The sequence below is a fragment of the Falsiruegeria mediterranea M17 genome (assembly GCF_900302455.1).
GTDB classification, from domain to species: domain Bacteria; phylum Pseudomonadota; class Alphaproteobacteria; order Rhodobacterales; family Rhodobacteraceae; genus Falsiruegeria; species Falsiruegeria mediterranea.
Window position 1 is genome coordinate 31,946 of sequence record NZ_ONZG01000015.1, and the last position, 12,948, is coordinate 44,893.

General features: G+C 60.5%; 10 protein-coding genes. 5 read left to right on the forward strand and 5 right to left on the reverse strand.

Features of this window, described 5'->3' with window-relative positions; all coding sequences use genetic code 11:
* Positions 1 to 13: 13 nt before the first annotated feature.
* A complete protein-coding gene (locus TRM7615_RS22555; protein ID WP_108792123.1) occupies positions 14 to 2,506 on the reverse strand; it encodes a penicillin-binding protein 1A in 2,493 nt (830 codons plus the stop codon).
* A gap of 212 nt (positions 2,507 to 2,718) precedes the next feature.
* Between TRM7615_RS22555 and TRM7615_RS22560 the strand changes: the two genes are divergently transcribed.
* Positions 2,719 to 3,243, forward strand: a complete 525-nt coding sequence (locus tag TRM7615_RS22560; RefSeq protein WP_108792010.1) for a toxin-activating lysine-acyltransferase — start codon at positions 2,719 to 2,721, stop codon at positions 3,241 to 3,243.
* Positions 3,233 to 4,213 carry a Hint domain-containing protein gene (locus tag TRM7615_RS22565; RefSeq protein WP_108792012.1) on the forward strand — a complete coding sequence of 327 codons (981 nt, stop codon included), beginning with the start codon at positions 3,233 to 3,235 and terminating at the stop codon, positions 4,211 to 4,213. Before TRM7615_RS22560 ends, TRM7615_RS22565 begins: the two co-directional genes overlap by 11 nt.
* An 18-nt stretch (positions 4,214 to 4,231) precedes the next feature.
* Here TRM7615_RS22565 and TRM7615_RS22570 read toward each other — a convergent pair whose 3' ends face one another.
* The gene (locus TRM7615_RS22570) at positions 4,232 to 5,452 is read right to left on the reverse strand and encodes an N-acetylmuramoyl-L-alanine amidase (RefSeq protein WP_108792125.1); all 1,221 of its coding nucleotides are present in this window, start codon (positions 5,450 to 5,452) and stop codon (positions 4,232 to 4,234) included.
* 173 nt (positions 5,453 to 5,625) lie between these two features.
* Positions 5,626 to 6,771, reverse strand: a complete 1,146-nt coding sequence (locus tag TRM7615_RS22575) for a pyridoxal phosphate-dependent aminotransferase (protein WP_108792014.1) — start codon at positions 6,769 to 6,771, stop codon at positions 5,626 to 5,628.
* On the opposite strand from TRM7615_RS22575, the gene TRM7615_RS22580 reads away from it, so the two are divergent.
* The 3 genes from TRM7615_RS22580 (at position 6,770) to TRM7615_RS22590 (ending at position 10,307) form a co-directional block, all read left to right on the forward strand.
* Positions 6,770 to 8,179 (forward strand): M48 family metalloprotease, encoded by a 1,410-nt coding sequence (locus tag TRM7615_RS22580; protein WP_108792016.1) that lies wholly within the window; start codon positions 6,770 to 6,772, stop codon positions 8,177 to 8,179. The genes TRM7615_RS22575 and TRM7615_RS22580 overlap by 2 nt on opposite strands.
* Positions 8,179 to 8,931 (forward strand): DsbA family protein, encoded by a 753-nt coding sequence (locus TRM7615_RS22585; RefSeq protein WP_108792018.1) that lies wholly within the window; start codon positions 8,179 to 8,181, stop codon positions 8,929 to 8,931. The genes TRM7615_RS22580 and TRM7615_RS22585 overlap by 1 nt, the downstream gene beginning before the upstream one ends.
* A gap of 200 nt (positions 8,932 to 9,131) precedes the next feature.
* A complete protein-coding gene (locus tag TRM7615_RS22590) occupies positions 9,132 to 10,307 on the forward strand; it encodes an MFS transporter (protein ID WP_108792020.1) in 1,176 nt (391 codons plus the stop codon).
* 162 nt (positions 10,308 to 10,469) lie between these two features.
* On the opposite strand, the gene ispG is transcribed toward TRM7615_RS22590, so the two are convergent.
* Together ispG and TRM7615_RS22600 are read right to left on the reverse strand one after the other, a co-directional pair.
* Positions 10,470 to 11,591 carry a flavodoxin-dependent (E)-4-hydroxy-3-methylbut-2-enyl-diphosphate synthase gene (ispG, locus tag TRM7615_RS22595; RefSeq protein ID WP_108792128.1) on the reverse strand — a complete coding sequence of 374 codons (1,122 nt, stop codon included), beginning with the start codon at positions 11,589 to 11,591 and terminating at the stop codon, positions 10,470 to 10,472.
* Between the two features lie 72 nt (positions 11,592 to 11,663).
* Entirely contained in the window at positions 11,664 to 12,884 is a 1,221-nt protein-coding gene (locus tag TRM7615_RS22600; RefSeq protein ID WP_108792022.1) for a helix-turn-helix domain-containing protein, read from the reverse strand.
* Positions 12,885 to 12,948 lie beyond the last annotated feature (64 nt).

Sequence of the window (12,948 nt, forward strand, 5' to 3'; positions counted from 1 at the left end):
AACCGCCGCCCGATCAATAGAGCCCGCCGGAACTGACAGTGCCAAAGTTTGCCTTGGGACCCACAGTGGTGGTCTGACCGGTCGATGTGGTGACCTGTTGACCCGATTGCTGCACCTCGTCAAACAGCGGCAGGTCCGAGCCCATGGCAAAGCCACCGTCATAGGCAAGGCCAAAGATTGGCTCTGCGCCGTCGCGGAAATATTCGGCCACAACATATTCGCCCGATGCATTGTCCGGCAGGCGCCCGCCCGTGAAGCGGTCGATCTTGATGAAATGCCCGCCGGGGGGCACATCAAACGGACCGCCGCCGTACTTCTTGACGGCCTCTTCCATGAAGCTCTGGAACACCGGGCCGCACATACCGCCACCCGAGGCCCCACGCCCAAGCGCGCGCGGGCGGTCGTAGCCGATGTAACAACCCGCAACGATGTTCGAGGTGAAGCCCACGAACCAGACATCCTTGGCGTCGTTGGTGGTGCCGGTCTTGCCTGCGGTCGGCACCGGCAGGTTCACTGTGCGGCTGGCAGTGCCGCGATCCACAACGCCCTTCATCATCGAAGTCAGCTGATAGGCGGTGATCGCATCCATCACCTGCTCGCGGTTGGTCACGATGGTGGGCGCCGCATTGGGGGCGATGTTGGCCGAGTTGCAGTTGACGCAATCGCGGTCGTCATGACGATAGATCGTCTCGCCATAGCGATCCTGGATGCGGTCCACCAACGTGGGTTCCACCCGCTCGCCGCCATTGGCAAACATCGCATAAGCCGCCACCATCTTGTAGAGCGTCGTCTCCTCGGACCCCAGCGAGTTGGCCAGGAACGGTCCCATGTGGTCATAAACACCAAAGCGCTCGGCATAGCCCGCCACCACCGGCATCGACACCTCTTGCGCCAGACGGATGGTCATCAGGTTCCGCGAGCGTTCGATCCCGGTGCGCAATGGCGTGGGGCCATAGAACTTGTTCGACGAGTTTTTGGGCCGCCACAGGCCTTGCGGCGTGTTCACCTCGATCGGGGCGTCGACCACGATTGTCGCGGGGCTGTATCCGCTGTCGAGCGCTGCGGCATAAACAAATGGCTTGAAGCTCGATCCCGGCTGGCGCTGCGCCTGAGTGGCGCGGTTGAACACCGAATCCTGATAGCTGAACCCACCTTGCATCGCCAGGACGCGACCCGAGTTCACGTCCATTGCGACAAAGCCGCCCTGAACCTCGGGCACCTGACGCAGGGACCAGCTGTCTCCCTCTTCGGCCTTGCGGACCAGAACCACGTCACCCACGGTGAAGTTGTCCTTGAAGTTGCCCTTCATCCATTTGATGTCCGAACGTGGCACCGTACCGGTGCCTTCGTTGTTTTCAACGCCTACGGTCAGAGATTGATCCGCAACAGTCAGCACCACGGCTGGATACCACCTGCCGCCCAAATCGACATCGCGCGACACCTCGGCGTTGCGCAAAGCCTCACGCCAGCTCGCCTCATCTCCAAGGGCTTCAGTTGGAATGGTCTGCTCGGTGCCGCGCCACAGACCGCGACCACGGTCATATTTCTGCAAAGCGGTGCGCAAAGCCTCGGCAGCTTCGACTTGCATTTGTTCGTCAATCGAGGCGCGGACCGTGAAACCGCCGGTAAAGAATTCACCCTCGCCGAAATCTTCGCTCAGCTGGCGGCGGATTTCATCGGTGAAATAGTCGCGCGGCGGCAGCGCCGTGCGGAAGCTTTCAAAGTCGCCGTTCTGGACCGAACGCAGCGGCTGCGCCACCTCGACCTCATAGGTTGCCTGATCGATATAGCCATTTTCGTACATCTCTTTCAGAACGAAATCGCGGCGCGCTTGCAGGCGGTCCTTGCGCCGCACCGGGTGATAATCTGACGGCGCCTTGGGCAGCGATGCCAGGAATGCCGCCTCATGCGGGGCCAGTTCCTGCAATGTCTTGTTGAAATAGGTCTGCGCCGCAGCGGTCACACCGTAAGAGTTCTGCCCCAGAAAGATCTCGTTCATATAGAGTTCAAGGATCTGTTCCTTGTCGAGCGTATCCTCTAGCCGCGCGGCCAGGATAATCTCCTTGATCTTGCGCTCAGCCTTACGATCGCCGGAGAGCAGGAAGTTCTTCATCACCTGCTGCGTGATGGTCGAGGCACCGCGCACGTTCTGCCCACGCGAGCGCACGGCTTCAAAACCAGCCGCTGCAATCCCCCGGATGTCATAACCTTGATGGGTATAGAAGTTCTTGTCCTCAGCCGAGATGAACGCCTGTTTGACCAGGTCCGGGATTTCCTCGGACGGAGTGAACAGACGGCGTTCCTTGGCAAATTCGTCGATCAGATGCCCCTCGCCCGAATAGATCCGGCTGATGGTGGGCGGCTTGTACTGGGCCAGCGATTCATGGCTGGGCAAGTCCCGGCCATACATCCAGAACACCCCGCCAATGGTCAAGGCAACCATGAAGACGCCAAGCGTCACAAGACTGAAGATCGCCCCAAAGAACGAAAGAATGAACCGGATCACGTAGCTGCCCACCTTATATAAGTGGACTCTATATAGGGTGGCTTGGGCACAGGGTCAAAGCTCTGCACTGGCCAGTTTTCGCCATTTTTGGGTCAATGTCGTGGGGGCATTTGGCAACAGGGCTGATTTGCTCGGTCTTGGTTCTTGCCAAAAGTACCATCCAGCGGACATCATCATACATAATCGGAATATGTGCCTAAAGCGAGCAGCGCTTGACCAAGCAGTTTCCAAAGGGGTGGTTTGACCTCCCCCCCGAAAAATACGCCGACTTTGGCGCGATGCTGTACCTGTCGTCTCTGACGCCGGTGCACAGGGACCGTATGCTGACCCAAGCCATCTATACTTTCGAAACGCCGTTGCGTCTGGGACAGTATCACATTTTTCGCCAAAACGGCTTTCCGCGTGGGTTCGTCACATTTGCCGGACTGTCCAATCAGGCCGAACGTCGCTTTGCGATCAAACGACAGGCTCTCGAGCCAACAGATTATGCATCCGGCACGTCTTTCTGGCTGATCGACCTGGTGGCTCCCTTTGGGCAAGTGCGCCAGATGGTGGAACAGCTCAAACACTCGATCCCGCACCAGCGCGTCCGCGTCAACCGGCTGGACAGCGATCTGGGCACAAACCGCATCGTGGAATGGAGCCGGGATGCAGAGGGCGAGGTGCATATGCGTCTTTATCGTCAATCTGCATTTCGCAAACAGCTGAAAGCTGAGGAGAACGACGATGGTCTCTAACGCTCCACGAGACGCAGTTGAGGTCATAATTACCGGTGACACGACCGGGCGGGTGACAGGATCCCCCCCCAACGATGCAACGGGTGATCTGGACGTAGAGGTCGACTTCAGAAACCCCGGCTGGTCCTTTTCGTTTTCGACTTGGGATATTTCTGATGCGCCCGACATAGGAACTGCAACGATCGACCCGAACACGGGCGAATGGACATATACCGTTGATCCAGCCGAGTTTGATGCTCTTGATGACGGGGAAATTGTTCAGGACACGTTCGAGGTCGAAGTCAGTGTTTTTGTCTTTAACCCAGGTGGGCGTCTGTTTGTCGAAACCGAAACTCAGCAGATCTCAATAAATATCGAAGGGGTCTGTTTTGTAATGGGCACGCTGATCCGGGCGGTTCAAGGATACCAAAAAGTCGAGGATCTGGCGGTCGGCGACAAGATCTGGACCCGCGATCATGGACCGCAAGAGATCAAGTGGATCGAATCCAGCGCTGTACGCAAGGGCCAAATGAAGCGCGACCCCGCCTTGCAGCCGGTGCGGATCGGTAAGAACTCACTGGGGCTTGGTCAACCCCGCGAAGACATCTATGTCTCTCAACAGCACCGCGTCTTGGTCTGCGGGCCTGCCGTTGAATTGCTGTTCGGAGAGCCCGAGGCCCTGGTTCGCGCCAGCGACCTGTGCCATTGGCCCGGTGTCGACATCGTGCTGCCGGATGATGACATCCGTTACTATCATATCCTGTTGGATCGTCATGAAATCCTGGATGCAGACGGTGTCCCAGCGGAATCACTCTTTTTGGGGGAAGAAGCGCTGTACCAATTGTCGTCCGAGGCTTTGCAGGAACTCTCGGCAATTTTTGACACGGACATGCCTGGACTTGATGGCCCTCGGTTTGGTCTGGCCGCTCGGATGCTGCTGCGCAGCTACGAAGCGCAAGCGATCCTAAAACCTGCGCTGTCCCGAGCCTGACATTGGGGCCTGACAAGCTTATTGCCGGACAAGCTCGCGTTTTTCCAGATCCTCTTTGCGCCAGTTGAGCAGAGCATTCCTAATGCCCTCGGCCATCGACACCCGCCATTCGGGGCTTTGTAAGTTCTTCAGGTCGCGGGGACTGGACAGAAACCCGATCTCGATCAGGACAGAAGGGATGTCCGCGGCCTTGAGCACAGAAAAAGCGGCCGAGCGCAGCGGACGACGGTTCATTGGCCCGCCCCGTTGCGCCATCCCTTCGACCAGTGAATGCGCAAGCGCGTTGGTGCGGGGCTGCGTCTCAGTCCGGGCCAGGTCCAGCAGGACATCAGTGACCTGATCGTCCGTGTTGCTCAGGTCAACGCCGGCCAAAAGATCGGACCGGTTGTGCCGCTCGGCCAGCTTGGCACTGGCAATGTCCGAAGCCTCTTTCGACAGTACATAGACAGTCGCACCATGCGCCAGGCCTTCGGCCAGCGAATCCGCGTGCAACGACAAAAACACATCCGCCTCGGCCCGATGCGCCAAGGCTATGCGATGTTCCAGCGAGACAAAATAATCGTCCGTGCGGGTCAGGATGACCTCGAAGCCTTCGCTGCGCAAAAGGATCTCTTCCAATTCACGTGCAAAAGTCATCATCAAGTGCTTTTCCGTGACCCTGCCACTTTCTGCACCCGGATCGATCCCGCCATGACCGGGGTCCAACACCACGCGCAGTGGCGCATCTGCCCCCCGCCCGGGTCTGGACGGCACGTCCGCGGGCTGCGGCAGATCCCAGCGGGCATCCCGCGGTGCCCCTGATGTTTCGGCAAATACCTCTGCTGAGACCGGCGAGAGACTCACGGCCAGCCGCGCACCGCCTGTGGTCTGGTTGACGCTCAACCCAGCCTGAGACACCTCCATCGGGCCTGCGAGGTTCAGCACCATGCGCGACCAGCCCGGCACGTAAGTACCGAACTGGGCGTTGGAAATCCGATCGGTCCGAATGAACGCGTCGCCCGCAAGGCCGGTCCAGTCGACCTCTTTGAAATCCATCACCAAACGCGGCGGTTCGGTTAGGGTGAATAGGCGGTAGGGCACCCCCTGACTGAGGTTCAGCGTCACCTCGACCCCTTTGCGACCCTCGTCGCTGACGTGGGACTGATCAGCGTTTATCCGCGCCAGACCTGAAAACTCCTGCGCGACGGCAGAGCTCACCATCAGCCCCAAAAGGGCAATACACGTCAAGATCCTGCTCATCATCCGGGTGTCTCCCCTGTTTCGCGTCAACCTATCTCAAGGGTTGGGCCGGGAGCAACGCTTCAAGGGCCTTGGAGCCCAGGTTTCCTGCGCGGCCTGTCGGCCTTGCGTCCTGCGGACAGCACGTAGAGGGGGCGGGAGTGTTTCGAGCCCCATCGCCTCGTCAAGTTCACTCACCCGCGGTTGGCCATGAAGGTTGCGAGACGCTGCAACCCCTCCTCGATGTCCTCGGTCGCGCGGGCATAGGAAAACCGCAGCGTGCCGCCGCCTCGAACCGGATCGAAATCCAGTCCCGGTGTGACCGCCACCCCCGCCTTGTCCAGGATCTCGGCCGCAAAGGCGCGGCTGTCGTCGGTGATATCCGAGACATCCGCATAGACGTAGAACGCTCCATCCGGTGGCGCGATCCTGGTAAAACCTGCTTTTGGCAGCCCCTCCAGCATCAGCGCGCGGTTGGCTTTGTAGACGTCCAGATTGGCCTGCAGTTCTTTGTCGCAATCCATCGCCGCTAGTGCCGCAACCTGGCTGGCATGCGGCGCGCAGATGAACATGTTCTGCGCAATCCGCTCGACCACGCGCACCTGATCATCGGGAACCACCATCCATCCCACACGCCATCCAGTCATCGAAAAATACTTCGAAAACGAATTGATCACGTAACATTCGTCCGTCACCTCCAAGGCGGTCACGGCCTTCGCCTCATATTCGATGCCATGGTAGATCTCGTCGCTGATGAACGAGGCCCCTTGCGCGTGGGTCGCCTCGATCAGCGCGCTCATCGCCGGGCGGTCCAGCATGGTGCCCGTGGGATTCGCGGGAGAAGCAACCAGAAGCCCCGCCAAATCCATCCCGGCAAAGTCACCCGGCACCGGTTGCAGACGGTTTTCCGGAGCGGTTTGCAGATCAACTGGCACCAATCCAAGCGCCGACAGGATCTGCCGATACGAGGGATAGCCGGGCGCGCCGATGCCCACCCGGTCGCCGCTGTCGAAAAGCGCCGTGAACGTGAGCAGAAATCCGCCCGAGGATCCGGGCGTGATCACCACCCGCTCGGGGTTCAGATCGACGTTGTACCACTCGCCATACATCTGCGCGATCCGGCGGCGCAACGCGGGCAAGCCCAAAGCCACCGTGTAGCCAAGCGGGTCAGCCTCCAACGCGCCTGCCAGCGCCTTGAGCGCGCCTTTGGGTGCACCGGTGCCAGGTTGGCCCACTTCCATGTGAATCACCCGCCTGCCCGCCTCTTCGGCGCGGCGCGCGGCCTCCATCACGTCCATCACAATGAAGGGATCGACATCGGACCGGGTTGAGTTTCGCATGGCCTTCTCCCATGTTGCCGCCATGGCTTTTGAACGCGTATCCCGGCTGACGTCAATCCCACGCTTCTGGCGACCGCACGCGTTGGTTCAGATGCTGGCGATGAGCCTTAGCCTGACCCTCTATCTGACGAGCACCCTTCCGGCGGCAGCCATCGGGTTGCTGCGCGATCCCGACATCGAAAACGGGTTGCGCGAACTGGCCTTTCCCATCCTGCGGGCCGCCGGCCTCAGCCCCAACCGCGTCAAGATCCTGCTGGTCAATGATGGCGGCTTCAACGCCTTTGTCGTTGATCACAACACCATCTTTCTAAATTACGGCCTGATCCTGAAGGTGCCCCGCGCCGATGTGTTGCAGGCGGTGATCGCACATGAGGCCGCGCATATCGCAAACGGTCACATCCAGCGCCGGATCAGCAATTTCCAGGGTGCGCAAACGGTCGCGAACCTGGGCGTTGCCCTTGCCCTTATCGCCGCGGCTGCCGGTGGAGGTGAGGCTGCCGCGGGGGTCGCCGCTGGCACCCAGTCGTCCGCGCTCAGATCCTTTCTAGCGCACACCCGCGCCGAAGAAGCCTCGGCCGACCGCTCGGCCGCCAATTACCTTCGGCTGTCCGAAATCAGCACGCGCGGCCTGATCGACCTGCACCGCGCCTTTGCCGGTCAGGACCTGCTGACACCAGGCAATCAGGACCCATACATGCGCTCTCACCCGCTGTCACGGGACCGCATTCGCGCTGCCGAAGCGTTTTTCGAGGCGCATGGGGATCAATCGCTGCCCAACGCAAATGCAGACTATTGGTTCGCGCGCATCCGAGGCAAAATCTCTGCCTTCACGCGCGCACCCAAATGGACGCTGCTGCGCGCAGGCGAAGAAACTCATGACGATATCCGCCTGATGCGCCAAGCCGTGGCGCACCACCGCAATCGGAACCTGTCCAAGGCTCTGGCAGGTATCAATGCCGCCATCGCCCTGCGCCCGGATGATCCGTACTATTATGAACTGAAGGGGCAGATCCTGCTGGAAAGCCGCCGTATTGACGCCGCCGTGGACGCCTATGGCAAAGCTGTTGAACTTGCCCCCCGCGATCCACTTATCCTTGCGGGGCACGGCCGCGCCCTGCTGGCTGCGAAACACCCCAAGGCCGCGCTTGAGGTGCTGGAAAAAGCACGCGCACGCGACGCACGCGACGCACGGATGATGCGTGACCTGGGCGTGGCCTATGCCAGCACCGGACAGAACGGAATGGCCTCGCTGGTTACGGCCGAGCGCTATGCGCTGCAGGGCCGGACCGAGGATGCAGAACTCCACGCCCGACGCGCTGTCGGGCAATTGCCCGTTGGCTCAACGGGTTGGCAAAGAGCACAGGATGTGCTCCTTGCGTCTGAACGTGCAAACAAAAGGAAACGCTGATGCTCCGCCTTGCCGCCCCCGCCTTGACCGCTTTTGCCCTGATCACGGGCCCGGCTCAGGCCCTGGACCTGTCCGATATGTCACCTACCGAACGCGAAGCCTTTGGCGCGCAAGTTCGCGAATACATCCTGGAAAACCCCGATCTGATCCTCGAAGCCTTTCAGATCCTCGAGCAGCGCCGCGAACTGGCCGAGGCGCAAGCCGATATTCAATTGGTCGAGGCCAATAGGGACGAGCTGTTCAACGACGGCTACTCCTGGGTTGGCGGCAACCCGGACGGCGACATCACCCTGGTCGAATTCATGGACTACCGCTGTGGGTACTGCCGCCGCGCCGTGCCCGAAGTGGCCAAACTGCTGAAAAGCGACGGAAACATCCGGTTGGTGATCAAGGAATTCCCGATCCTGGGCGAAGCATCGATGATCTCGTCCCGCTTTGCAGTTGCCGCCAAACATGTCGGGGGCGACGACGCCTACAAGCAGGTGCACGACGCACTGCTGGAATTTGGAGGCGAACCGACCGAGGTTACCCTGCGCCGCCTGTCTGATAGCCTTGGCCTGGACACCGACGCCGTCTTTGCAAAGATGGACAGCGATGCCGTGACCCAAGAGATCGCGCAAACCCGAGCGCTGGCGCAGAAGTTGAACATCTCGGGCACGCCAACCTTTGTTCTGGGCACCGAACTGCTGCGCGGCTATCTGCCGGCCGATCAGATGGAACTGATCGCACAAGAGGTGCGCGAGCGCGGCTGACGGGCTTACCCCCTGCCTTTGAAATACCGCGGCGCGCATGCCCCGTGCGCCGCGTCTTTTTTTGCGACATTTAGACTACTAAACTAGAAGAATGGATTATTGACGCATGAACCTGATGTACCTAAGCCATCCGTAAAGAACCGGCTTTTGGAATCCCAAGGGGATCAAAACCCCGCAAGCATTGGCAAAGGGACCCCGTCATGAAACGCGACACAGCAGTGCTTTTGCTCGCCTTTGGGCAAACGCTTGCCTGGGCGTCGCTCTACTATATCTTCCCCGCCCTGCTGTTGCGGTGGGAGAGTGATCTGGGATGGTCCAAGGCCGATCTGACGGCGGCAATCACCATCGCCGTGCTGGTTTCTGCCACAGCCTCTCCGCTGGCCGGACGCATTATCGACCACGGCAAGGGCGCGCCGATGCTGGGTCTGTCGGCCCTTGTCGGGGGTGTTAGTTTGATCCTGTTGTCCGGCGTCACCGAGAAATGGCAGTTCTTCGCGGTATGGATCCTGATCGGATTGGCCACATCCGGATGCCTGTACGAGCCTTACTTTGCCCTGATCACGCGCGCCCGAGGGGCCGAAGCCAAGACCGGGATCATCCTGGTCACCCTGGTTGCAGGGTTTGCCAGCACCATCAGCTATCCAGCTGTCTACACCCTGGCCGAGGCCCTGGGCTGGCGCGGCGCGGTGCAGGTCTTTGCCGCGTTGGTCATACTTGTGGTCGCTCCGATCCTTTGGTTGGGCGGGCACCTTCTGGAACGAGACAAACGCACAAAGCCCGCCACACTGGAACCGAAAAAACGGTCGCGGCAGTTCCTGAAAACCCCCGCGTTCTGGTACCTGGCGCTTGGGTTCGCCTGCCTCGCCATGGCCCATGGCGCGGCCCTGCAACATCTGCTGCCGATCTTGGACGAACGGGGTCTATCGCCCGAGATGGCGGTGCTGGCGGCATCGTTCATCGGCCCGATGCAGGTGGCTGGGCGGATCGCCATGATGGCCTCGGAAAGATACCTGTCGAACCACGGTGTCGCCATTGCCGCCTTTCTGGCCATGTCGCTCTCGATGGTGATGCTTCTGATCAGCGGCGCGTCGCCAGTGTTCTTGTCCGGTTTCGTCATCCTGTTCGGCAGTGCCTATGGCACGGTCAGCATCCTGCGTCCGCTGCTGGCCCGCGAGATCCTGGGCGAGGCAAACTTTGGCGCAAAGTCAGGCGCGCTGGCGCTGCCCTATCTGGCCGGAGCGGCGGTGGCCCCCTACTTGGGATCGCTGATCTGGAACCTGGGTGGATATGATTTGATGCTTGTGGTCCTGTTGGGGGTGATCACCCTTGGCGCAGCGCTCTACCTCAATGCACACCGTTTCAGGTCCACGGTTTAGACAGTTTGCTTCCTGCGCGGCCTGTCGGCCTTGCGTCCTGCGGACGGCACGTAGAGGGGGCGAGCCAGGCTCAGGCGGGCAAAGCCCGCCTGAGCCTGGCCCAACGGGAGGAGATGTCCCGCTAGGGGCATCGACGACGGGCGGGAGCGCCCCCGGACCTGACTATTCCGCCGCGTCCTTGGTTGCGTCCAATTCAGCGGCCTTCTTCTCGACCTCTTCGACGATGTGATCCACCATCTGCTCGTTCGACATCTTGTGGCTGGCCTTGCCCGCCAAATAGACCATGCCGGAACCTGCACCGCCGCCCGTGAACCCCACATCCGTCATCAACGCTTCGCCCGGGCCGTTCACCACACAGCCAATGATCGACAGGCTCATGGGCGTCTTGATGTGTTCCAGGCGCTTTTCCAGCGTTTCCACCGTCTTGATTACGTCAAACCCCTGGCGCGCGCAGGAAGGGCACGAGATGATGTTCACTCCGCGATGCCGCAGCCCAAGGCTCTTGAGGATTTCAAAGCCCACCTTCACCTCTTCCACCGGATCAGCGGACAGGCTGACGCGGATCGTGTCGCCGATCCCCATCCACAGAAGCTGCCCCAGACCGATGGCCGATTTGATGGTGCCGGACACCAACCCACCCGCCTCGGTGATCCCAAGGTGGATGGGGGCATCCGTCGCCTCGGCCAGGGCCTGATAGGCCGCCGCCGACATGAAGACATCCGAGGCCTTCACGGAAATCTTGAACTCGTGGAAATCGTGATCCTGCAGGATCTTGATGTGATCCAGACCGGATTCCACCATCGCATCCGGGCACGGCTCACCGTATTTCTCCAGCAGATGTTTCTCCAGGCTGCCCGCGTTCACCCCAATGCGGATCGAGCAATTGTGGTCGCGTGCCGCCTTGATCACCTCGGCCACGCGTTTTTCATCGCCAATGTTGCCTGGATTGATCCGCAGACAGGCCGCGCCCGCCTCGGCCGCTTCGATCCCGCGTTTATAGTGGAAATGAATGTCCGCCACGATCGGCACCGGGCTCTCGCGCACGATCTCTTTCAGCGCCTTGGCCGACGCCTGATCCGGCACCGAGACCCGCACCAGATCCGCGCCCGCCTCAGCCGCGGCCTGCACCTGTGCGATGGTTGCGGCTGCATCGGTGGTCAGTGTGTTGGTCATGGTCTGCACCGCAATCGGTGCGTCCCCGCCAACAGGCACGTTGCCCACCATGATCTGACGAGACTTTCGGCGGTAGATATTACGCCAGGGGCGCACGTGGTTGAGTGACATCGCTTTGGGAATCCACATCCAGTTGGGCCTGCGCCTTAGATAGGCCGATGCCCCCCTTGGTGCAATGGCGGCTTATTCGTCGGTCTCACTCGCCGCAGCAGAAGACGTCAAAGCTTCGGCAACTTTGTTCAACATCACCTGATCCTCGTCAGGGATCTCGGCCACCAGATAGCGCTCTTCGACAGCATCGGGCGACAACACCACGCCGCGAGTGACAACACCGCGATCGCCAACGGGACCACGATGCTCTCCATTCACGATGAAATAGATGCCGCTCGATTCCCCGGCGTGCAGGGTCGGCGCCTCTTCGGTCAGCGGCACCTGATAGGTGCTGCCGGGTTCCATGATGGTCTCGTAGATATGTGTGCCATCTGCGGCCGTGACGCGAACCCAGGACGGGCGCACCGCCACCATGGTCAGCGACGGCGCCAGGTTTTCAACCACCTGCGGCACGGATTGGCCAGGGGTATCCTGCGTCGGCAGAACCTGGGCCAGTTGCACATCAGGCAAAGCGGGCGCCGTGAAGTTGCCCAAGGTGCGCGGGTCCAAGGTCGAAATCGGCGCGTCACGCGACACCAACACCGGCACATCCAGCGCCTGAGGGCGATAGAGACGGTCAAGCGCATCAGCTGTTGGCTGTGTCAATCCTGCGTTGGCCGTCGTCGGAGTGGCCTGTTGAGTGGCCTGGTCCAGCGGATCCAGATCCGACAACACGACCGGTGTCTGTTCAACCGGCGCAAACTGTACTTGCTGCACCTCTTTCAAAACCGACCAGCCGCCATAACCAATGCCACCGATCAGGGCCAACAGCACCAAGGTCGACCCGATGGCGCGCGGCTCGATGTGATTGAGGAAACTTTCGCCCGCGGGAACAAAAGGCGTGTTGGGCGTCATGAAGGGGTCGCTGGACTTGGTCCCTTTTGAGATCAGGTCAGGACCGGGCTTGCGAATGCTCGACGCCTCGGCCGACATGCCATGCGCCACCTCAAACCCGCTTTCCGCGCAGAAGGTGGCAAAGGCCTCATCCGGGTTCATGCCCAGATACCGGGCATAAGACCGAACATAGCCCGCGATAAAACCGGGTGTGTCAAAGGCGGTCGGGTCGGAGTTTTCGATGGCGGCGATATAGTTGGCCTTGATGCGCAATTCGCGTTGAACGTCGAGCAGGGATTTTCCCATCGTCGCCCGTTCGCCGCGCATCATATCGCCGAGACTCACTTCGAAGTCGTCAAACCCCTTGGGTTTTTCGACCTCTATGTCCTCTGATTTGCGCTGTGCCCTGCGCCCAATCATACCTGCCGCCCCATTCTGCCTGCTGCGAGTTGCCAGCAGCGCCCGGAATCGCCCCTATCACGAT